Raw genomic sequence first — 22660 nt, forward strand, 5'->3', positions numbered from 1 at the left:
GGCGGCTCCACGGCGGCCGGGGCCGGCGGTGCAACGGCGGCAGGCGCCTCGGCGGGCGCCGGTGCCTCGGTCGAGGGAACCTCGGCGACGGGCGCCTCAGCGGCGGGCGCCTCTGCGGCGGGCGTCTCTGCGACCGGTGCTTCGGCCGCAGCAGAGCCGTCGCCGATGGTCACCAGCGGGGTGCCGACCTCGACGGTCTCGTCCTCCTGGACAAGGATGGCTTCGATGATGCCGGCAACGGGGGATGGGATCTCCGTGTCGACCTTGTCGGTCGATACTTCGAGCAGCGGTTCGTCGACTTCGACGCGGTCTCCCACGTTCTTGAGCCAGCGGGTGACCGTACCCTCTGTGACACTCTCACCGAGTGCCGGGAGGTTGACGGATTCGCTCATGCGTTTGTCTCCTTTGAAACCATTAATGTCTGACCAATGTTAGTGAGAATCTGTGTGCCGAAACGGGCTACATCGCGTGCAAAGGCTTGCCGGCCAGGGCCAGGAAGGCCTCGCCGAGTGCTTCGTTCTGGGTGGGGTGCGCGTGCAGCAGCGGCGCGAGGTCCTCAGGGTAGGCCTCCCAGTTGACGATGAGCTGACCTTCGCCGATCAGCTCGCCCACGCGGGCGCCGATCATGTGGATGCCGATGATGGGGCCATCAGCCTCACGGACGACCTTGATCGACCCGGTGGTGCCCAGGATCGAGCTCTTGCCGTTGCCGCCGAGGCTGTACTCGTAGCTGGTGACCTTGTCGGCGCCGAACTTGGCGACGGCCTTGGCCTCGGTGTAACCGACCGATGCGATCTCGGGGTCGCAGTAGGTGACCTTGGGGATGTTCAGGTCGTCGACGACGATCGGGGACAGGCCCGCGATCTCTTCGGCGACGAAGATGCCCTGCTGGAAACCGCGGTGCGCGAGCTGCAGGCCGGGGACGATGTCGCCGACCGCGTAGACGCCGGGGATGTTGGTGGCGAGGCGTTCGTCGGTGATGACGAAGCCGCGGTCCATGGTGATGCCGGCCTCTTCGAATCCGAGACCAGCGGTCGACGGGCCGCGACCGACGGCGACGAGCAGCAGCTCGGCCTCGATCGTGGTGCCGTTCTCCAGCGTGACGACGACGCCGGAGTCATCCTGCGTGACCGACTGGAAACGCACGCCGAGGGAGAATTCGATGCCGCGCTTGCGGAACGCCCGCTCGAGCTGCTTCGACACCGACTCCTCTTCGTTGGGAGCGAGGTGCGGAAGGGCCTCGATGATCGTGACGTCGGCGCCGAAGGACTTCCAGACGCTGGCGAACTCGACGCCGATCACGCCGCCGCCGAGCACGGCGACCTTCTTGGGAACGTAGTTGAGCTCGAGGGCCTGCTCGCTGGTGATGACGCGACCTTCGATGGCCAGGCCGGGCAGCGACCGGGAGTACGAGCCGGTGGCCAGCACAACGTTCTTGCCGACGATGGTGTCTTCGCCGACCTGAACGGTCGTGGGGGAGATGAGCTTGCCCTCGCCGGCGATGACGGTGATGCCGCGGGCCTTGATCAGTCCCTGCAGACCACGGAACTTGCTGGCGACGATGCCCTCGCGGAACTTGGTCACGGCGTCGATGTCGATGCCCTCGAAGGAGGTGTTCACCCCGTACTTGGCCGACTCGCGGCTCACGTCGGCAACCTCGGCCGAGTGCAGCAGTGCCTTGGTCGGGATACAACCGACGTGCAGGCAGGTGCCACCGAGCTTGTCCTTCTCAATCAGGCCGACGGTCAGGCCCAGCTGAACGGCACGCAAGGCGGCCGCGTAGCCGCCGCTGCCGCCACCGAGAACTACAAGGTCAAAATTCTGTTCAGACACCCAGATACTCCCTCGTGCATCACATACACTTTCACGGCCCGCCCGACGCACGTGTTGTGCGTGGGTAGGCGTTGAACGGCAAGGATTTTCCTGCCTATAAGACCTTACTACTTGCGCGAAAACTCCTCGGCCAGTCGCAACAGGGTCCGCACCGTCACACCGGTCGGACCGGGGGCGGTGAAGCCGAGCCCGCCGCCGACAAGCTGGGCGCTGCCGGCGATGTCCAGGTGCGCCCACGGAATGGTGGTGGTCTCGGCGCCCTCGCCTGTGCTGCCGATGAACTCGTTCAGGAAAACCGCGGCCAGGAGCATCCCGCCGCCGGTGTTGCCGATCTTGGCGTTCGCGATGTCTGCGACGTCGGAGTTGAGCAGGGCGCGCAGTTCTTCGGGCATCGGCATCGGCCAGGCGAGTTCACCCTCGGCCTTGCTCGCGGCGAGAACCTGGGCCACGAGGTCGTCGTTGCCCAGCACCGCGGAGTAGCGGGTGCCGAGGGCCACGATGGCGGCGCCGGTCAGGGTTGCGACGTCGATGATCGCGTCGGGGCGCTCTTCACCCGCAGCGACGAGTCCGTCCGCGAGGACCAGCCGGCCTTCAGCGTCGGTGTTGAGCACTTCGACGGTGCGGCCGCCGCGCATGGTCAGCACGTCGTTGGGGCGGATCGCGGACCCGGACGGCATGTTCTCGGCGATACACAGCCACGCCGTGAGTCGCACGGGCAAGCGCAGGCGGGCCGCGGCCAGCGTCACGGCCAGCACGGTGGCGGCGCCGGTCATGTCGTACTTCATGCCCACCATGGATGCCGGCGGCTTCAAGGACAGTCCGCCGGTGTCGAAGGTGATCCCCTTACCCACCAGCGCGAGGTGCTGGGTCGCCTCGATCGGGTCGTAACTGACCTTGACCAGTCGCGGAGGCCGGGTCGACCCCTGGCCCACTCCGGCGATACCGCCGAAGCCGTCGGCGACGAGCTGGTCTTCGTCCCACACCGTCAACGTCACGGGAAGGCCCTCAGCGGCCGCAGCGGCGAGGTCTGCGAGCGATTCGGGATAGAGGTCGAGCGGCGGCATGTTCACGAGGTCCTTCACCAGGCTCACGGCATCGGCCACGATTCCGGCACGGTCGGATGCGTCCTCATCGGCCTGATCCGTGTGCACGGTGATGTCGGTGGCCGGAAGCTTGGTGGCGGCCAAAGACGCCTTGCGATAGGTCGTGAAGGAGTAACCGCCGAGCGCTGCACCCTCCAGAACGGCTGCGGCCTGGTCAGCGTCGGCCAGCGGGAGGGCGAACGCCACCGTGGCGGCGCCGGTGAGCTGGCGCACCGCCGAGCCGGCCGCGTAACGCAGCGACTCCGGTGTGACAACGGAGCCGAGCCCGATCACGGCGATGGTCTTCGCGGCCCCGACGACTGGCGCGAGACGAATCAACTGATCCTTTGTTCCGGACACGGCGACAGCGGCGAATTGCGCGGCGATCTCCTCGAAGCCCGGGTCGGCGAACAGGGTAGGCCCGTCCTTTCCCTGCACGGCACCGATGACGATCACGTCGGCTGTGGATTCGATGGAGGGCTGTGCGGACACGGAAACGCGGGAAACGGTCATGCCTCGATGCTACGGGGCGGAGTGTTCGCTCTGGGCACCACGGTGTGAGGAGCGATTCTCCGACAGTGGGCGAATCGTCCGCTTAGAGTTAATGGATGCGCGATCCTGATGAAATCTATACGCTCACTTCGGACGCCGCAGGCGTTCCAGAAGGGTTGCATCTCGTCGCGGGCCTGACCGGATTCGCGGACGCCGGCGGCGCGGTCTCCCAGTTCACCGAATATCTGCTCGCGACCCTCGAGCATGAGGTCATCGCCGAGTTCGACGCGGACCTGCTGCTCGACTACCGGGCGCGGCGACCGATCATCTACTTCGATCAGGATCACCTGACCGACTACCAACCACCCCGGCTCCGGCTCTACCTGGCCCGGGATGAGATCGGCCAGCCGTTCCTGCTCCTGGCCGGCTTCGAACCTGACTTTCGGTGGGAGCAGTTCACGGCCGCGGTGCTCGATCTCGTGAGCCGCTTCAGGGTGTCCTCCACCACGTGGGTGCACGCCATCCCGATGCCGGTCCCGCACACTCGACCCATCGGTGTGACGGTCAGCGGCAATCGCACCGACCTGATCGAGAGCATGTCGGTGTGGCGTCCGCACACCCAGGTGCCGGCCAACGCGCTGCACCTGGTGGAATTCAGATTGCAGGAAATCGGGGCCTGGACCATCGGATACGTCCTGCTGATCCCGCACTACCTTGCCGACACCGAATACCCGTCCGCCGCCCTCTCTGCCCTGGAGAGCACGAGCGCGTCCACCGGGCTGATCTTCCCCACCGATCGGCTGCGGGAAAAGAACCGCGAGTTCATCGGCCGGATCGACGAGCAGGTGGGGGAGAACCCCGAACTCGCCAAGCTCGTCGGCACCCTCGAAGAGCGCTACGACGCCTACATGGAGGGCAACACTCTGCGGTCGCCGTTGACAGACGAGGACGGCGCGCTGCCGTCCGCGGATGAAATCGCGGCGGAGCTGGAGAAATTCCTCGCGACCCGGCGTGGGCGGGACGACGGCCAGCAGCCCTGACCCGATGCCCACCCGGTGGACGGCGATGGTCGGGAGGACCGGCTCGCCCGGCTAGATTGAGGCGAGTGAACTCTCGTCGATCCTGGTTGATCTTTTCCTTCGGATCGTTCGTCTACCTGTCCGCCGTCATGCAGCGCACCTCGCTCGGCATCGCGGGAGTGTCGGCAACCGAACGATTCGGCGGCTCGGCCGCCGTCCTGTCCAGCCTCGCCGTGGTGCAGCTGATCGTCTACGCCGCCGCGCAGATCCCGGTCGGCGTGCTGATCGATAGGTTCGGCCCCCGCGTCCTTATGCTCGCCGGGACCGTCCTGATGGTGGCGGGGCAGCTGACGCTTGCTTTCGCCCCGTCGATCACTCTCGCGGTGGCGGGGCGGATGCTGGTGGGGGCCGGCGACGCCGCAATCTTCATCTCGGTGATCAGGCTGATCACCTCCTGGTTCTCCGGGCGTATCGTGCCCCAATTGTCGCAATGGTTCGGCAACATCGGCCAGCTCGGCCAGGTGCTCTCCGCAGTGCCGCTGGCCTGGGTCTTGCACGAGTTCGGTTGGACGCCGGCGTTCCTGGGCGCCACCCTGGTCGCGTTCGTTGCCTTCGTGGTCGTCGTCGTGGGTGTCCGCGACCGGCCGGCCGGGTCGCCGGACCAACCGCGACCGCAGAGCTGGGGGAGCGCCCTGACCCAATTGCGGCACAGTCTCGGCCGACCGGGAACCCAACTCGGCTTCTGGTCCCATTTCGTCACCCAGTCCTCCGGGACGGTCTTCACCCTCCTGTGGGGCTTCCCGTTCATGGTCTACGGTCTCGGCTACGAGTCGAGCATGGCCGCCGCGATGCTCACCATCCCGGTCGCCGCCGGGATGATCTGCGGACCGATTCTCGGCGTGCTGACGGCCCGGCATCCGCTGCGTCGCAGCAATATAGTGCTGGGCATCGTGACCGTCATGGCAGCGACCTGGGCGGTCGTCCTGCTGTGGCCGGTGGCGCCGCCGTTCTGGCTCATCGTCCTCCTGCTGATCGTGTTGGGCGGCGGCGGCCCCGGCTCGCTGATCGGCTTCGACTTCGCGCGCACGTTCAATCCGCAACGCAGCCTCGGCTCCGCCAACGGGGTCGTCAACGTCGGCGGGTTCCTGGCCAGTTTCGTGATGATGTTCCTGATCGGGGTGCTGTTGGACCTGCAGGACGGGTGGCGTCAGGCCCAGGGTGGCGTCAGCGATCTCTACTCGCTGGACTCGTTCCGTTTCGCGTTCACCGTGCAGTTCCTGATCGTCGGCATCGGTGTGGTCATGCTCGTGAGGACCCGGAAACGCACCAGGCGACTGCTGTCCCGCGATGAGGGAATAGAAGTGGCGCCGCTCTGGGTTGAACTCTCTAGAAGAATGAGACGCCGCGGGCGCGGAGAGTGAGAGCGCGTGGCTCGGTTTATACACAATCCGTGCAATAATTGTCAATAGGACCCGTTCTGGTTCCTGGACGCGCCGATCAGTTGTCGGCTGCAATCCCGGGGACTTGACATGGGTCCTAGTACTGCCCAAAAACGTACGGCCCACAAACGTACTGCCCATAACCCCGCTCTCAGATGAACCCGGCCCGCGCCGAGTACCGCAACGAGCGAGGCCGCGCCGCACGCGCACGAATCACGGCATGAGAGGTGTTCGAATGGCAACCCCAACGAAGACAGAGCCCGAATTGAAGACCACCGAGACCCAGCCGGCCGACGACGCAACCGTCACCGCGGCCAAGACGCCCGCACAGAAGGCCGCTGCGACGCGCGCAGCCACGGCCGCCGCCAAGGCCGCCGCCGCCGCCGCGGCCGGTGCCGACGCCCCCGAGAAGGCCGCACCACGCAAGCGCGCCGCGAGCACGAAGACCAAGGCGCCAGTGGGGAAGAAGAAGGCCGGCGATGCCGAAGCCGGCGACGACGAGGCCGTCGCTCCCGGTGACGAGCACGACACCGATGATGACGACACCACCGACGGCGCTGCCAAGCGCGTCGCCCCTGCCGAGCCGCTGCCCAGCGGTGCGCTCGTGCTGTCCCTCGTCGACGACGAGGATGAGGTACCGGTCTACTCGAGCGCCATCACCGGCGCGACGGCGGACCCGGTCAAGGACTACCTGAAGCAGATCGGCAAGGTCGCGCTGCTCAACGCCGCCGAAGAAGTCGAACTGGCCATGCGCATCGAGGCGGGCCTGTTCGCCGAAGACAAACTTTCCCAGATGACCGACGCCGAGAAGAAGAGCGCGCTCGGACGCGAATTGCAGTGGGTCGCCAAGGACGGCGCCCGCGCGAAGAGTCACCTGCTCGGCGCCAACCTGCGTCTGGTCGTCTCCCTGGCCAAGCGGTACACCGGTCGTGGAATGCAGTTCCTGGACCTGATCCAGGAGGGCAACCTGGGCCTCATCCGTGCGGTCGAGAAGTTCGACTACACCAAGGGCTTCAAGTTCTCCACCTATGCGACCTGGTGGATCCGCCAGGCCATCACGCGCGCCATGGCCGACCAGGCCCGCACCATCCGTATCCCGGTGCACATGGTCGAGGTCATCAACAAGCTCGCCCGTGTGCAGCGCCAGATGCTGCAGGACCTCGGTCGCGAACCCACGCCGGAGGAACTGAGCCGCGAGCTCGACATGACCCCGGAAAAGGTCGTCGAGGTGCAGAAGTACGGCCGCGAGCCGATCTCCCTGCACACCCCGCTCGGCGAGGACGGCGACAGCGAGTTCGGCGACCTGATCGAGGACACTGAAGCGGTGGTTCCCGCCGATGCCGTGGGCTTCACGATGCTGCAGAAGCAGCTGGAAAGCCTGCTCGACTCCCTCTCCGAACGCGAAGCCGGCGTCATCCGGATGCGCTTCGGCCTGGGCGACGGCATGCCGAAGACCCTCGACCAGATCGGCGACACCTTCGGCGTCACGCGTGAGCGGATTCGTCAGATCGAGTCCAAGACCATGGCCAAGCTGCGCCACCCGTCCCGGTCGCAGTCGCTGCGCGACTACCTCGAGTAAAGAGTTGGCTGTACGGTACGCGCCGGCGATCCTGCTCGGCAGAGTCGCGCGCACCCTCGCGCGCTGGCGCAAGCCCGGTGGCGGCTCTGCCGTCCCCGGCCTGGTCGTCAACACCATCGCGCCCGGGTTCCTGCCGCGCACCCTGAACGGTTTTCCGGGCGGGCTCGTCATCGTGACGGGCTCGGCCGGCAAGTCCACGACCACCAAGATGCTTGTTGCGGCGCTGCGCGCCCACGGCCTCTCTGTCTTCACCAACCAGTCGACGGCGAACATCAGCCAGGGTCTCACCTCGGCACTGTTGGAACGGGTCAGCCTGACCGGCCGCATTGAGGGCGACATCGCGGTCCTCGAAATGGACGAGGGCCACGGCGCCCTGATCTCGGGCTCCCTGAACCCCCGCGTCGTCGTGCTGACCAACGTGATGGTCGATCAGATCGACCGTTTCCACGACTCCGACATGGTCGCCGCGATGCTGGCCAAGATCGCCGCACGGGCCACCGGCTCCGTCGTGCTGAACGCCGACGACCTCCACCTGTCCCGGCTGGGCGATGGTATTGCCCCCGGCGTCGCCGTGGCCCGCTACGGCGTGGCCGACGAGGTGCTTGCGGCGAACCCGCGGGGTTTGGGCTATACCCTCACCGCACCGACCCGGCTTGACGCCGCCGACGGCATGGTTCTGACCGCGGTCTCCGGACTCGACGCGACGGTGCTGGTCGACGGACGGGTGCACACGCTGCGGTTGCCGGCCAGAGGCACCCACTACGCGGTGGACGCGCTCACGGCCCTTGCCGCCGCCCGGTCGGCCCTGCTCGACAGGTTCGATGCCGCTGTGGCGGTCGCCGCGATTTCCAGCATCCCCCCGGTGTTCGGCCGCGGCGAGATCGTATCGGTGCGCGGCACCACTGTGGAATTCGTGCTGGTGCAGAACCCCGCCAGCCTGCAGCTCAACGTGGACAGCCTGGACCCCGACACCGAACAGATCCTCGTCGCCGTCGGCTCCGACGTGCGCGACCCGTCCTACCTCTGGCCGGCCGACACCTCCGCCCTCGGCCACGTGCTTATCGCCTCGGGGTCGAAGGCCTACGACATCGGCCTGCAATTGGCCTATGACGGCGTGCTCGTCGACCGCATCGAACCCGACCTCGGCCGGGCCCTCGACGACTTCCTGGCGCTACCGGAACCCGCCCACGGTGTCAAGACGATCATCTTCTCGGCCGATTCGATGCGGCGCACCCGGGCGCACCTCGGCCTGGAAACCAACGAAGCGGACCCGTCATGACAGTTGACCACCCGGCCGATCTCACCATCGTGAGCCTGCTCCCGCGGCTTCTGGACACCAACGGCGACGCCGCGAACGCGCGGGTTCTCGCGCAGCGCGCCCGCTGGGCCGGACTGTCGGCCCGGATAGTGCCCGTGCACGCCGTCGCCGACCTTCCCGAGACCGTCGACCTCGTCGTCATCGGATCGGGAACCGACACCGACCTCGTCGCCGCTCGCGACGCCCTCAGTACCCTGGCAGAGCCACTGCGTGCCTGGCTGACCGGGGGAGTGCCCGTGCTGGCCGTCGGTACCGGCTGGGAGCTGCTCAGCGCCGGGCTCAACCTGGCGGACGGCTCGTCGGTCGACGGTCTCGGCCTGGTGCCGGGGCGCGCGGGCGCCCTGCCGGCCCGCGTCACCGACGACCTCGTCGTCGACGCCGACGGTCTGCGCCTCCTCGGCTTCGAAAACCATCTGCGCGGGTACGCCGGAGCCGCGGCCCCGCTGGGCACCTTGGACTACGGCACCGGCAACGGCGACGGCACGGAGGGCGCCGTCGACGGCAGCTTCATCGGCACTCACCTGCACGGCCCGGTCCTGGCCCGCAATCCGCAGCTCGCCGACCGGATGCTCGGAACTGCCGCCGCTGCCAGAGGCCTCACCCTGACCCCGACCGCTCAGACCGAATCGGTCGACGGCATAGCAAAAGCCGCACGCAACCAGGTTGCAGTGCGGCTCAGCCTCACCTCGGAGTAACTCCGGTCAAGCGCCGTCGGCGCCGCAGTTGCCTGCGGCGCCGACCGGTGATTAGGACTTCTGGTCCTCGAAGAGTCGGCTCGACTCGTCGTGCCAGCTTTCGGCGATTGCGGCGAGCTTCTCCTGGTGCTTGCGTCCGTGGTGGGCGCAGAAGAGCAACTCGCTGTTATTCACGACTACACGGATGTAGGCCTGAGCGCCACAAGCGTCGCAGCGGTCGGCCGCGGTGAGCTGGTGGGGGGCGCCCTGTTGGTCGACGGCACCATTTTCGGTGGCGATCTGGGACATATTCTCCTCCTCCAGACTGATACCAGGTGATACCAATTGAATCCTTACTCACCATGTAAACACGGCCGGGCGTGGATTGGGCCACAGTTGGGTGACATTTCGCTCACCGCGTAGCCTTCCGCGCGGTGGACCCGGCTCGGGGGAGCCCCGCTCGAGTGTCGAACGAGGCTGCACGCATCCGGGTCGCTATTCTTAACAGTTGTGAGTTCTGACTATTCCGCCCGCCACCTCTCGGTCCTCGAAGGCCTGGACGCGGTGCGCAAACGCCCCGGCATGTACATCGGATCGACCGACTCCCGTGGGCTCATGCACTGCCTCTGGGAAATCATCGACAACTCGGTCGACGAGGCGCTCAGCGGGCACGGGTCATCGATCGGCATCGTGCTGCATCCCGATGAAAGCGTCGAGGTCAGCGACACGGCGCGCGGAATCCCGGTCGACATCGAACCGAAGACCGGACTCTCCGGGGTTGAGGTCGTCTTCACCAAGCTGCACGCCGGCGGCAAGTTCGGCAGCGGTTCCTACGCGGCGTCCGGCGGCCTGCACGGTGTCGGCGCATCGGTCGTGAACGCCCTGTCCGAGCGCCTCGACGTCGAGGTTGACCGCGACGGCAAGACCTGGGCGATGTCCTTTCACCGCGGCGAGCCCGGTGTCTTCGCCGACACCGGTGAGAAGAGCCCGGATGCGCCGTTCACGCCGTTCGAGAACAAGAGCGAACTGCGCGTGGTCGGCAAGGTTCGCAAGGGTGTCACCGGCACCCGCATTCGCTATTGGGCCGACCGGCAGATCTTCACCAAGGGCGCCACCTTCCAGACCGAGGACCTGATGGGCCGGGCCCGCCAGACGGCGTTCCTGATCCCGGGCCTGACCATCAACATCGACGACCGGCGGAGCGCCGTGCCCATCGCGGAGTCGTTCACCTTCGCCGGCGGTATCTCCGAGTTCGTGGACCACCTCGCCGTCGACACGCCGATCACCGACACCTGGCGGCTGACCGGCGCCGGGAGCTTCACCGAAACCGTGCCGGTCCTCACCGACACGGGCGCGATGATCCCCACTGAGCTCGTCCGGGAGTGCCAGGTCGACATTGCCCTGCGTTGGGGCACGGGTTACGACACCGTCATCAAGAGCTTCGTCAACATCATCTCCACGCCCAAGGGCGGCACCCACCAGGCGGGTTTCGACGCGGGCATGCTCAAGTTCCTGCGGGCGCAGGTCGAGCAGAACGCCCGGCGGCTCAAGGTCGGCTCCGACAAGCTCGAGAAGGACGACATCCTCGCCGGGCTCACCGCGGTGCTCACCGTACGGCTGCCAGAGCCGCAGTTCGAGGGCCAGACCAAGGAGGTGCTCGGCACCCCCGCGGTGCGCGCCATCGTGGCCGCGGTGATCAACAAGACCATGACCGAACGGTTCACCTCGACCAAGCGCGACGACAAGACCCAATCGGCAGTGGTGCTCGACAAGATCGTGGCCGAGATGAAATCCCGCATCTCCGCCCGCGCCCACAAGGAGACCCAGCGGCGCAAGAACGCCCTGGAAAGCTCCTCGTTGCCGGCGAAGCTGGTGGACTGCCGCAGTAACGATGTGGCCCTGAGTGAGCTGTTCATCGTCGAGGGTGACTCGGCACTCGGCACCGCGAAGTTGGCCAGAGACAGCGAACATCAGGCGCTGCTGCCTATCAGGGGCAAGATCCTCAATGTGCAGAAGGCGTCGGTCTCCGACATGCTCTCCAACCTGGAGTGCGCCTCGATCATCCAGGTCATCGGCGCCGGGTCCGGCCGCAGCTTCGACCTGTCCGCCGCCCGCTACGGCAAGGTCATCATCATGGCGGATGCCGACGTCGACGGTGCGCACATCCGTACGTTGCTGCTCACCCTGTTCTTCAGGTACATGCGCCCGATGATCGAAGCCGGCCGGATCTTCGCGGCGGTGCCCCCGTTGCACAGGGTCGTGGTGATGAACCCGGGTAGCAAACCCAACGAGACCATCTACACCTATTCCGAAGCAGAGCTGCAGGGTGTCCTCGCCGCGCTCAAGAAGAGCGGCAAACGCTTTCAGGATCCCATCCAGCGGTACAAGGGGCTGGGCGAAATGGATGCCGACCAGTTGGCCACCACCACGATGGAACGGGCCCACCGCACTCTGCGCCGGGTCAGGGTCGCCGACGCCGAAATGGCCGGAAAGGTGTTCGAACTGCTGATGGGCAACGACGTCGCCCCGCGCAAGGAGTTCATCATCGAAAGCTCCGACAAGCTCAGCCGCGACCGCATCGACGTCTGACCGGGCCCGACTGTTCCCGAAGCGGACTTCTGCGTCCGGTGTGCCGGACGCAGAAGTCCGAATGGGCAACAGTTGCGGGCGTGAGACTGGTCGCGTCGCGGGCGGCGGTCAGCGTGGCGCGGCGGCGGCGAAGACGGTGCTGGGCAGATCCCGGTCGCCGTCCGCGAGGCCCCGAACGATTCGGGCGCACACGGCCACGGGGTCAAGGCCGACGGGCAAGGGCGGCGCCGTGCCGCTGATCGGGTGGCTGGACAGCGCCGTCTCGGTGTGCCCGGGCCGCGCGTCGATGACCCGGATGCCCGCCCGCCGCAGTTCCCGGCCGGCCGCGGTGCCGAAGGCGGCCAGGGCGGCCTTGGACGCCGAGTATGCCGCGAGATTGGCGGTCGGGCTCTCACTGACCACCCCGCTGAGGGTGAGGAAGAACGGTGTGCGGCCGGCGGCGGCCGAGGCCGAGAGCGGCCCGTGGGCGGCCTGCAGCAGCAGCATGGGCGCGGTGGTGTTCACGGCGAAGAGCCGGGCGATGGTGTCTCCGGTCAACTCAGCAGCGGGGCCGAAGGCGACGACACCCGCGGCGACCACGATCCCGTCGAGGTGGCCGGTCACCGAGACCGCCACGTCGACGAGGCGCCGGACGGCGGCGGGATCGGTGAGGTCTGCGGGGATGACAGTGCCGGGCAGTCCGAGTTCGGCGATGGCGGCGGGGTCACGGGCGCTGAGCACAAGGGTTGCTCCGGCGTCGGACAGTTGCCGGGCGATCTCCCGGCCGAGTCCGCCCGTGGCGCCGACGACGAGGATTGTGGAACCGTGGAGTTCGGGCATGTTTCACCCTACTGCGGGCGCCCCGACCGTGGCTGAAACGCGGTCAGGAAACGAACGGCGGTCGGACAGCCCGTCAGCCGATACCCGAACCGATCGAGCCGACGACGGCATCCAACATGGTTCCGGAAGCATCGCGTCGCGCCCCGGTGTCCGGCAGGGTCCGGGGAGAGCCCTCGACGCCCAGCGCGCGGGCGGGTGCCGCGCCCACCCAGGCCACAGCCAGGGCGTCTTCGCCCTTGAGGAAGCGGTGCGAGCGCACCCCACCGGTGGCTCGGCCCTTGGCGGGGAATTCGGTGAAGGCCGACACCTTGGCGCTACCTGGATCCGTTCCCGGCAAGGTCTGGCTTCCGGAGGCGATCGTCGCCACCACGGCGTCCTCGGCGGCGTCGCCCGCCAGGCTCGTGAAGAACACCACCCGGGCGTCCGGGCCCAGCTTGATGCCCGCCATCCCGCCGGCCGTCCGGCCCTGCGGGCGCACCGTCGATGCGGGGAACCGCAACAGCTGGGCATCGGAGGCGACGAAGACCAGCTCGTCGTCCTCCGCACCCTGGACGGCGCCGACGACCTCGTCTCCGGGCTTGAGCGCGATGATCTCGAAGTCGGGCTTGTTCGCCCAGTCGTTCGGGGTGACCCGCTTGACGATGCCCTGCCGGGTGCCGAGCGCGATGGCACGTTCGCTGTCCAGAGAGACCAGGGCACGGACCACCTCACCGCCGCTGCCCAGCGAGAGGTAGTCGCGCACCCGCACACCGGCCGCCAACTGGATCGAGGTGGGTGGCAGAACGGGCAGGTCGACGGGGGAGAAGCGGATGAGTCGGCCGCGATTGGTCACGGCACCGATCTCCGAACGGCTGGTGGTGTCCAGCGCCGAGAGGACAGCGTCGTGCTTGCTGCGGCGGTGCGCCGGAGTGATGCGTTCGATCTGGTCGTCGCCGGGCTGCGGCAGGTCCACCCTGGCGATGCGGCCCGTGCTGCTCAGATAGACGCGGGTGGGGGAGTCTGAAACCTCGAGCACGGCCGTCTTCCGCGCTGAGGCTCCGGCGATGCTCGGACGCGCCTCGGTGAGGAGCGTGCGTCGCGGGGTGCCGAACCTGTCGGAGATGGTGGCCAGCTCGTCGGAGACCAGCGTGCGGATGGCCTGCTTGCTGGCGAGCAGGGCTTCCAACTCCTTGATCTCGGCGAGCAGCTGGTCTCGCTCTGTTTCCAGTTCGATGCGGGAGAACCTGGTGAGCCGGCGCAGCCGCAACTCGAGGATGTACTCCGCCTGCAGCTGGCTGAGGTCGAACACGTCGATGAGCCGGGTACGGGCCTGCTCGGTGTCGTCGCTGGCGCGAATCACCTGGATGACCTCGTCGATGTCGAGGATCGCGATGAGCAGTCCCTCGACCAGGTGCAGGCGTTCGCGGCGTCGGGCCAGCCTGTACGCGGAACGCCGGGTGACGACCTCGACGCGGTGGTTGACGTACACCTGCAGCAGTTCGACCAGGCCCAGCGTCTGCGGACCGCCGTCGACGAGAGCGACGGCGTTGATGTTGAAGGAGTCCTCCAGCGGGGTCACCCTGTACAACTGCTCGAGCACGGCCTCCGGGCTGAAACCGGTCTTGATCCCGATCACCAGGCGCAGACCCTTGGTGCGGTCGGTGAGGTCGGTGACGTCGGAGATGCCGCTGAGCTTCTTGGAGTTGACGCCGTCCTTGATCTTCTCGATCACCCGTTCGGGTCCGACCAGGTAGGGCAGCTCACTGACGACGAGCCCGGCCTTGCGGGCGGTGATCGCCTCAACCGACACCTTGGCCCTGGTCTTGAAGCTGCCACGCCCGGTCAGGTAGGCATCCCTGATGCCGGCCAGGCCAACGATGGTGCCGCCGGTGGGCAGGTCAGGGCCCGGCACGAACTCCATGAGCTCGTCGAGGGTCGCACGCGGGTGGGCGAGCAGGTGCCGGGCGGCACCGATGACCTCGACGAGGTTGTGCGGGGCCATATTGGTGGCCATGCCCACCGCGATGCCGCTGGCCCCGTTCACGAGCAGGTTGGGGTACGCCGCCGGCAGCACGTCGGGCTGGGTGAGCTGATTGTCGTAGTTGGGCACAAAGTCGACGACATCTTCATCGAGGTGTTCGGTCATGGCCAGTGCCGGTGCCGCCAGGCGCGCCTCGGTGTACCGGGGCGCAGCGGGCCCGTCGTCGAGCGAACCGAAGTTGCCGTGCCCGTCGATGAGCGGCACCCGCAGGGTGAAGGCCTGGGCCATCCGCACCATGGCGTCGTAAATGGCGGTGTCGCCGTGCGGGTGCAGCTTGCCCATCACCTCGCCGACGACGCGCGCCGACTTCACGTGCCCGCGGTCGGGCCGCAGGCCCATCTCGCTCATCTGGTACAGGATGCGGCGCTGCACAGGCTTGAGGCCGTCCCTGGCGTCCGGGAGAGCTCGGGAGTAGATCACCGAATAGGCGTACTCGAGGAACGACCCCTGCATCTCCGTCGACACATCGACGTCTTCGATGCGCTCGGTGGATGCGGCGGGCCCCTGGTGGGCTGACACTGTCTTGTCTGAGCGGCTCATTCGTAGATTCTGCTGTGTGGTGCATGTCGGCGGAACCGGGAGCACCAGGCTGATGCGCACGGACCTGCGCTGAGGAAACCTGCGGCCGGGTCTATGTCAGACTGGGCCAGATGCCCCCTATGTTACCGGTCCGGCCCTTCAGCGCCGTTCGCCTTGCCGACGTTTTGACAAGTTCGCTGGCCTCGCTCCGGTCCCAGCCGAACCCGCTCGGGCTCCCGCCCGCTGGCAAGGCCCTCGTGCTCCTCGCGGACGGTCTCGGGATGAGCAACCTGCGAGCTCGCGCCGGGCATGCCCGGTTCCTCACCTCGCATCTGGCCAAGACCGACGTCGTCGACGGGGTGTTCCCGGCCACGACCGCCGCGGGCATCGCCTCACTGACCACCGGGGTCGCGCCAGGCACCCACGGGCTGGTCGGCTACAAGGTGCTCGACGCGGCCAACGATAGGGTCGTCAACCAGCTCACGGGCTGGGACGAGCGGATGGAGCCGCACAGCTGGCAGAACCAGCCGACGGTCTTCGACACGGCCGCGGAGACCGGGATCCCCAGCTTCGCCGTCGGCCCCAAGAGGTTCACGGATTCCGGCTTCAGCCGGGCCGTGCTTCGCGGTGCCGGCTACGTGCCGGCCGAGACCATCGGCGCGCGGTTCGACGCGGCGCGGGCGATTCTCGACGCCGAGCCCACGGCCCTGATCTACCTGTACGTGCCCGAATTGGACATCAACGCGCACGCCCACGGCTGGGAATCCGCCAGGTGGTTGGCGCAGCTGGAAAACCTCGACGCCGAAACGGCCAGGTTCGCCGCCACCCTGCGCCCGGACGAGGGCATGATCGTCACGGCAGACCACGGGGTCGTGGATGTTCCGGCGGCCAAGCAGGTGCTTTTCGACACCGTGCCGGCCCTCGTCGCCGGGGTGCGCCACATCGGCGGTGACCCGCGCTGCCTGCAGCTCTACACCGAGGCCGGTGTCGACGCCGACGTGCTGGCCGAAACCTGGCGTGCGGTCGAGGGCGAGCGCGCCTGGATCTTCACCCGGAGCGAGGCCGTGGCCGCGGGACTGTTCGGTGCTGTGCGAGACGACGCCGCGGCACGGATCGGCGACGTCATCGTGGCCGCCCGGAAGCTGATCGCGTACTACGACTCCCGGGAACCCAACCAGTCGGCGCGCAGCATGGTCGGCCAGCACGGCTCCTTGACCGATGAGGAACTGCGTGTTCCGGTCATCAGGTTGGGCGCATACCGGCGTTGACCCGATGCACGCAAGAACCCCTCGGAGCCGGCTCCGAGGGGTTCTTCGTGTTTTCGTGGATCAGGCCGGGTACTGGCCCCGCTTCACCTGGGGCTTCGGCAGGCGCATGACCCGCAACTGCAGGGCTCGCATGGCCGCATACCAACGGACCTTCTCGGCCCGGTCGGCGCCGAACTTGGCCTCGATTTTCTTGGTGAGGATGAAACCGAGCACTACGCAGTCCGCGATCGCGACCAGGAAGAAGGCCCAGAGAGCGAGGATGCCATACGTCTGGACGGACGGATCCGGGAAGAAGGTGAGCAGGATGACCAGGAACATCACCGGGATCATGAACTCGCCCACGTTGAATCTGGCGTCGATGTAGTCACGGGCGAAACGCTTCTGCGGTCCACGCTCGCGCACCGGGAGGTACTTGTCGTCACCGGCGGCCATGCCGAGACGCGCCCTCTCACGGGCCTCGGCCGACTTCGCCCGCGCCTGCTTGGCGGCCAGTTTGCGGTCGTCCGGAACCAGTGGGCGTTTGTTCGCGGCCTCCTGTACACGGCGGCTCGGCGTGGGCTGGCCCTTGCGCGTCGACTGACCGGCCAGACGGGACTTCGTCTCATCGGCGGATTCGATCGACGGTTCTGCGCCGGGATTTACAGGTTGCTTAGCCACATCAGTTCCTTGCAGTTAGGTTGCCTTAAGATTACTCGCATGACGGATACCGCGGACACAGCAGCAGCAACCACCCAGCAAGTCGCAGCACACCCCCGTGAATCGGCGCTGCGGAACGCCGTCGAACGGGAGCTCCCGCGGACGGTCGCCGACCTGTGCGCCCTCGTGCGGATCCCCTCGGTGTCCTGGGCCGCATTCGATCGCGATCACGTGCGCGCCAGCGCCGACGCCGTCGCCGATCTGGTGCGGGAGATCGGGATCTTCGACACCGTCACGGTCACGCAGGCGGGCATCCCCGGTACCGACGAACTCGGACAGCCCGCCATCCTCGCGACCCGCCCGGCCAAGAACGGCCGCCCCACGGTTCTGCTTTACGCCCACCACGACGTGCAGCCTCCCGGGCTCGACGACGCGTGGGACTCGCCGCCCTTCGAACCGACCCTGCGCGGGGACCGCCTGTACGGTCGCGGCGCCGCGGACGACAAGGCCGGCGTCATGGCGCACGTCGCCGCATTGCGCGCGCTCCTCGCGGCCACCGACGGGGACCTCGACCTCGGCCTGGCCCTCTTCATCGAGGGCGAGGAAGAATTCGGCAGCCGCTCCTTCGCCACCTTCCTCACCGAGAACCGGGAGGCGCTCCGCGCCGACGCGATCGTCGTCGCCGACTCGAACAACTGGGACGTCGACACTCCGGCCATCACTATCGGGCTGCGCGGCAACGTCACCTTCAGGCTCACCGTGAGCACGTTGGCGCACGCCTCGCACTCCGGAATGTTCGGCGGCGCCGTCCCGGACGCCATGATGGCGACCATCAAACTGCTGGGCACCCTGTACGCCGCAGACGGGTCCGTCGCGATCAGCGGTCTGACCAGTCACGACGCGCCGACACCGCCGTACGATGAGTCCGCGCTGCGAGCGGAGACCGGCCTGCTCGACGGAGTCTCCCCGATCGGGCACGGATCCATCCTCAGCCGCATCTGGTCCCAGCCCGCGCTGACGGTGACCGGAATCGATGCTCCCACCGTCGCCAACGCGTCCAACACCCTGACGCCCGCGGTCAGCGTGCAGATCAGCGTGCGCATCGCGCCCGGCCAGTCCGCCAAGGAAGCTGCCGGCGTGATCGAGGCCCACCTGCGTGCACACGCACCGTTCGGCGCCCACCTCGCCATCGACGACCTGGACACCGGAGAACCGTTCCTGGTCGACACCGGCGGGTGGGCCGTTGCGGAGACCCGCCTGGCCATGACGGCAGGCTGGGGCGTGGAGCCCGTCGACATCGGTGTGGGCGGGTCGATCCCGTTCATCGCGGACCTGGTCCGGGAGTTTCCCGAAGCGCAGATCCTGGTGACCGGGGTCGAAGACCCGGATTCCCGGGCGCACAGCCCCAACGAGTCGCTGCACCTGGGCGTCTTCAAGCGAGCCGTGCTCAGTGAGGCCTTCCTTCTGGGCCGCCTCAACGACCGCACCGGCCACTGACCCCACCGCAGGGCCTGAGAAGGCGTCCGCGTCATCCAGCCCGCTCACGGCCCGGGCGGATACACTAGGAACAGATTCGCCGGCGGACCCCATGCGCGTGGGATGCTCACCGACGCGAAACCGGATAATACCGAGGAGCACCATGACCGACACGATCGAAACCAGCACCATCGCCCACGGCGTCGGTCTCACCGACGTCGCCGCCGCGAAGGTGCGCAGCCTGCTCGCCCAGGAAGGCCGCGAAGACCTGCGACTGCGCGTCGCCGTGCAGCCCGGCGGCTGTTCAGGCCTGATCTACCAGTTGTACTTTGACGAGCGCACCCTCGAGGGTGACGCCGTCATGGACTATGACGGTGTCGAGGTCGTCGTCGACAAGATGAGCGTCCCGTACCTCGAGGGTGCGTCCATCGACTTCGAGGACACCATCCAGAAGCAGGGCTTCACCATCGACAACCCGAACGCCGGCGGCAGCTGCGCCTGTGGGGACTCCTTCAACTAGCGTGTGATCATAAAAAAAAGGAGACCGTCCACCGGACGGTCTCCTTTTTGCACATCCGGTTCGGGTCCCGTCGTCGTCGGCGCTTCTGGCTCAAAACGGCTCAGGACGGGCCCTTCGACCCTGTTGTCACTCCCCAATCGGAGCGGAGAATTGCGACGGGTCCGTCGCTCGTGCACTCGGGTGCGACCGGCGCGGAGTAAGCTAAAGATGATAAACGCACTTCCTGTGTAGTGCCTTCACGTCTTTCCGAAAGGTCACCGGTGCTCAAAAACCGCCGTCTCCGATGGGCCGTCATACCGGTCGCAGCAACGCTAGCCATTGTCCTCACCGGATGCACCCAGGCTCAGCTCAACGGGTACCTGCCCGGTTTCGAGGAGGGCGAGTCCCCGGTAACCAACAACACCGAGCGCGTGTCCGGTCTGTGGACCACCTCGTGGATCGTGCTGCTCATTGTCGGCCTGATCACCTGGGGCCTCACGATCTGGTCCGTCGTCGTCTACCGTCGGCGCAAGGGCCAGACCGGACTCCCGGTGCAGCTGCGGTACAACATGCCGATCGAGATCTTCTACACGATCGTCCCGCTCATCCTGGTGCTGGGCTTCTTCGCCTTCACCGCGCGGGACCAGAACGCCATCGAGGCTCGGTTCGACGAGCCTGACCTGCAGATCGAAGCGATCGGCAAGCAGTGGGCCTGGGACTTCAACTACGTCACCGACGATGTCTTCACTCAGGGTATTCAGGGCCAGCCTGACCTCGAGGGTGAGAAGGGCGCGCTGGTCGAGTCCGAGATCCCCACGCTCGTCCTGCCCGTCGGCAAGAAGATCGAGATCGCGCTGGAAGCGCGCGACGTCATTCACTCCTTCTGGGTCATCGACTTCCTCTACAAGAAGGACATGATCCCGGGCAAGACCAACTACATGTCGGTCATCCCCGAACGCGTAGGCACCTACGCCGGCAAATGCGCCGAGCTCTGCGGCGAGTACCACTCGTTGATGCTCTTCAACGTGGAGGTCGTCTCCGAGGCCGACTACGAAGCCTATGTCGACTCCCTGCGCGCCGCCGGCAACGACGGCCAGGTCGACAGCGAATACGACCGCAACTTGAACCAACCAGGCACCGACGCCCCGACGGCTGAGGAAGGCAACTAGACCATGAGCACCACAACAGCTCCCGCCGGCGCTCCGGCAGCGTCCTCGGCCGCCCGGCCGACCGGCGTTGACCGCAAGGGCAACATCGTCGTTCGGTGGATCACCTCCACCGACCACAAGGTCATCGGGTACATGTACCTGATCACCTCGTTCATCTACTTCTGCCTCGGCGGGGTGATGGCGCTCGTGATGCGCGCCCAGCTCTTCGAACCCGGACTGCAGATCGTGCAGACCAAGGAGCAGTACAACCAGCTCTTCACGATGCACGGCACCATCATGCTGCTGATGTTCGCGACACCACTGTTCTTCGGCTTCGCGAACGCGCTGATGCCGCTCCAGATCGGTGCACCCGACGTCGCGTTCCCGCGACTCAACGCGTTCTCCTTCTGGCTGTTCTTCTTCGGCAGCCTGATAGCGGTCGGCGGCTTCCTCACCCCGCAGGGAGCGGCGTCGTTCGGCTGGTTCGCCTACCAACCGCTGGCGAGCACGACCTTCTCGCCAGGGGTCGGCGGTAATCTGTGGATGGTCGGCCTGGGGCTCTCGGGCTTCGGCACGATCCTCGGTGGCGTGAACTTCATCACCACCATCATCACCATGCGTGCCCCCGGCATGACGATGTTCCGGATGCCGATCTTCACCTGGAACACTCTCGTCACCTCGCTGCTGATCCTGATGGCGTTCCCGGTGCTCGCCGCCGCCATGCTCGCCGCCGCCAGCGACCGGATCTTCCTCTCGCACATCTACGACCCGGCCAATGGCGGTGCCATCCTCTGGCAGCACCTGTTCTGGTTCTTCGGTCACCCCGAGGTGTACATCATCGCCCTGCCGTTCTTCGGCATCGTGTCCGAGGTGTTCCCGGTCTTCAGCCGCAAGCCGATCTTCGGGTACAAGACCCTGATCTACGCGACCATCTCCATCGCGGCGCTGTCCGTGACGGTGTGGGCGCACCACATGTACGTGACCGGCTCGGTCCTGTTGCCGTTCTTCTCCCTGATGACGATGCTCATCGCGGTTCCGACCGGCGTGAAGATCTTCAACTGGATCGGAACGATGTGGCGGGGTTCGCTGACCTTCGAGACCCCCATGCTCTGGGCCATCGGCTTCCTGATCACCTTCACCTTCGGTGGGCTGACCGGCGTCATCCTGGCCTCACCGCCGCTGGACTTCCACGTGTCAGACACCTACTTCGTGGTTGCCCACTTCCACTACGTGGTCTTCGGCACGGTCGTCTTCGCCATGTTCAGCGGGTTCTACTTCTGGTGGCCCAAGTGGACCGGCAAGATGCTCAACGAACGCCTGGGCAAGTGGCACTTCTGGCTCCTGTTCATCGGCTTCCACACAACCTTCCTCGTGCAGCACTGGCTCGGTGTGGTGGGCATGCCCCGCCGTTACGCGTCCTACCTGCCCGACGACGGGTTCACCTGGATGAACCAGCTCTCGACCGTCGGCTCGATGATCCTCGCGATCTCGATGATCCCGTTCTTCCTGAACGTGTACGTCACCGCCCGAACGGCTCCGAGGGTCACGGTGAACGACCCGTGGGGCTACGGCGCCTCCCTGGAGTGGGCTACATCCTGCCCGCCGCCGCGCCACAACTTCACGTCGATCCCGCGTATCCGCTCCGAGCGTCCCGCATTCGACCTGAATCACCCGGAGGTCGGTATGCCCGTCGGCATCGGTCCGGCAAAAGACGCCCCGGATGCTCCCACCTATGACGCAGGATCGGAAAAGGTTAAGTAGATGAAAGCCAATGTCAACCTCTACTGGATCCTGACCGGATTCCTCGCGCTGGTAGCAGTCGCGTACGTCGTGTGGGGCCTCGTCGACCCGAGCCAGGGTCGCATCGAGTGGGTCGGAGCCTTCGCGATCTCCCTCTGCGCACTGCTCGTGGCGTTCATCGCGTTCTACCTGTCTCGCGTCTACAAGGCGCAGGGCGGCGAACTTCCCGAGGACATGCTCGACGCCAACATCGATGACGGCGACCCCGAGCTGGGCTTCTTCAGCCCGTGGAGCTGGTGGCCGATCATGCTCGCGGCCAGCGCGGCACTGTTGTTCCTGGGACTGGCCGTCGGCTTCTGGATCTCCTTCATCGCCGTCGGCATCGGCGTGATCAGCCTCGTCGGCTGGGTCTACGAGTACTACCGCGGACTCTTCGCCCGCTAGGCCCCACCACCGCACGACAAAGCGCCAGTGACCTTCGGGTCACTGGCGCTTTGTCGTGCACCGATG

19 protein-coding genes are annotated in these 22660 nt (G+C 66.8%); 12 read left to right on the forward strand and 7 right to left on the reverse strand.

Annotation, left to right across the window (positions count from 1 at the left end):
• From E3T19_RS12625 to E3T19_RS12635, 3 genes are all read right to left on the reverse strand, one after another.
• Nucleotides 1-392, reverse strand: a 392-nt coding sequence (locus E3T19_RS12625; RefSeq protein WP_304993454.1) for a biotin/lipoyl-containing protein, incomplete at its 3' end; no start/stop codon positions are given.
• A gap of 67 nt (nt 393-459) precedes the next feature.
• Entirely contained in the window at nt 460-1833 is a 1374-nt protein-coding gene (lpdA, locus tag E3T19_RS12630; protein ID WP_103459770.1) for a dihydrolipoyl dehydrogenase, read from the reverse strand.
• A 107-nt stretch (nt 1834-1940) separates the two neighbouring features.
• Nucleotides 1941-3428, reverse strand: a complete 1488-nt coding sequence (locus E3T19_RS12635) for a leucyl aminopeptidase (RefSeq protein WP_088456165.1) — start codon at nt 3426-3428, stop codon at nt 1941-1943.
• Between the two features lie 95 nt (nt 3429-3523).
• On the opposite strand from E3T19_RS12635, the gene E3T19_RS12640 reads away from it, so the two are divergent.
• From E3T19_RS12640 to E3T19_RS12660, 5 genes are all read left to right on the forward strand, one after another.
• Nucleotides 3524-4447 carry a proteasome assembly chaperone family protein gene (locus E3T19_RS12640; RefSeq protein ID WP_134409007.1) on the forward strand — a complete coding sequence of 308 codons (924 nt, stop codon included), beginning with the start codon at nt 3524-3526 and terminating at the stop codon, nt 4445-4447.
• Nucleotides 4448-4512: 65 nt separating this feature from the next.
• Entirely contained in the window at nt 4513-5847 is a 1335-nt protein-coding gene (locus E3T19_RS12645) for a nitrate/nitrite transporter (RefSeq protein WP_088456167.1), read from the forward strand.
• Between the two features lie 253 nt (nt 5848-6100).
• A complete protein-coding gene (locus E3T19_RS12650; RefSeq protein ID WP_134409008.1) occupies nt 6101-7444 on the forward strand; it encodes an RNA polymerase sigma factor in 1344 nt (447 codons plus the stop codon).
• A 4-nt stretch (nt 7445-7448) separates the two neighbouring features.
• Nucleotides 7449-8723, forward strand: a complete 1275-nt coding sequence (locus E3T19_RS12655; RefSeq protein WP_134409009.1) for a MurT ligase domain-containing protein — start codon at nt 7449-7451, stop codon at nt 8721-8723.
• Nucleotides 8720-9457 (forward strand): type 1 glutamine amidotransferase, encoded by a 738-nt coding sequence (locus E3T19_RS12660; RefSeq protein ID WP_134409010.1) that lies wholly within the window; start codon nt 8720-8722, stop codon nt 9455-9457. The genes E3T19_RS12655 and E3T19_RS12660 overlap by 4 nt, the downstream gene beginning before the upstream one ends.
• Nucleotides 9458-9508: 51 nt before the next feature.
• Here E3T19_RS12660 and E3T19_RS12665 read toward each other — a convergent pair whose 3' ends face one another.
• A complete protein-coding gene (locus E3T19_RS12665) occupies nt 9509-9745 on the reverse strand; it encodes a hypothetical protein (protein ID WP_066595309.1) in 237 nt (78 codons plus the stop codon).
• A gap of 201 nt (nt 9746-9946) precedes the next feature.
• On the opposite strand from E3T19_RS12665, the gene E3T19_RS12670 reads away from it, so the two are divergent.
• Nucleotides 9947-12025, forward strand: coding sequence for a type IIA DNA topoisomerase subunit B (locus tag E3T19_RS12670; protein ID WP_174776228.1), 2079 nt, complete (start codon nt 9947-9949; stop codon nt 12023-12025).
• 108 nt (nt 12026-12133) lie between these two features.
• Here the strand turns inward: E3T19_RS12670 and E3T19_RS12675 are convergent, their stop codons facing one another.
• Nucleotides 12134-12844 carry an SDR family oxidoreductase gene (locus E3T19_RS12675; protein WP_134409012.1) on the reverse strand — a complete coding sequence of 237 codons (711 nt, stop codon included), beginning with the start codon at nt 12842-12844 and terminating at the stop codon, nt 12134-12136.
• Between the two features lie 73 nt (nt 12845-12917).
• The gene (locus E3T19_RS12680; RefSeq protein WP_088456173.1) at nt 12918-15404 is read right to left on the reverse strand and encodes a DNA topoisomerase (ATP-hydrolyzing) subunit A; all 2487 of its coding nucleotides are present in this window, start codon (nt 15402-15404) and stop codon (nt 12918-12920) included.
• A gap of 119 nt (nt 15405-15523) precedes the next feature.
• Between E3T19_RS12680 and E3T19_RS12685 the strand changes: the two genes are divergently transcribed.
• Entirely contained in the window at nt 15524-16651 is a 1128-nt protein-coding gene (locus E3T19_RS12685; RefSeq protein ID WP_255454554.1) for an alkaline phosphatase family protein, read from the forward strand.
• 60 nt (nt 16652-16711) lie between these two features.
• On the opposite strand, the gene E3T19_RS12690 is transcribed toward E3T19_RS12685, so the two are convergent.
• On the reverse strand, nt 16712-17308 hold the full coding sequence (locus E3T19_RS12690; protein WP_134409014.1) for a DUF3043 domain-containing protein: 597 nt from the start codon (nt 17306-17308) through the stop codon (nt 16712-16714).
• 39 nt (nt 17309-17347) lie between these two features.
• On the opposite strand from E3T19_RS12690, the gene E3T19_RS12695 reads away from it, so the two are divergent.
• From E3T19_RS12695 to E3T19_RS12715, 5 genes are all read left to right on the forward strand, one after another.
• Nucleotides 17348-18784: a dipeptidase gene (locus E3T19_RS12695; RefSeq protein ID WP_134409015.1), complete on the forward strand. Its 1437-nt coding sequence runs from the start codon at nt 17348-17350 to the stop codon at nt 18782-18784.
• Between the two features lie 142 nt (nt 18785-18926).
• Nucleotides 18927-19283, forward strand: a complete 357-nt coding sequence (gene erpA, locus E3T19_RS12700) for an iron-sulfur cluster insertion protein ErpA (protein WP_088456177.1) — start codon at nt 18927-18929, stop codon at nt 19281-19283.
• 260 nt (nt 19284-19543) lie between these two features.
• Nucleotides 19544-20431, forward strand: coding sequence for a cytochrome c oxidase subunit II (coxB, locus tag E3T19_RS12705; protein WP_134409016.1), 888 nt, complete (start codon nt 19544-19546; stop codon nt 20429-20431).
• Between the two features lie 3 nt (nt 20432-20434).
• Complete coding sequence (gene ctaD, locus E3T19_RS12710) at nt 20435-22171, forward strand: cytochrome c oxidase subunit I (protein ID WP_088456179.1); 1737 nt, start codon at nt 20435-20437, stop codon at nt 22169-22171.
• Nucleotides 22172-22594: a cytochrome c oxidase subunit 4 gene (locus E3T19_RS12715; protein ID WP_088456180.1), complete on the forward strand. Its 423-nt coding sequence runs from the start codon at nt 22172-22174 to the stop codon at nt 22592-22594. It abuts the gene before it with no gap.
• Nucleotides 22595-22660 lie beyond the last annotated feature (66 nt).

It is taken from the genome of Cryobacterium sp. TMT4-31 (assembly GCF_004403385.1).
Taxonomy (GTDB): Bacteria; Actinomycetota; Actinomycetes; order Actinomycetales; family Microbacteriaceae; genus Cryobacterium; species Cryobacterium zongtaii.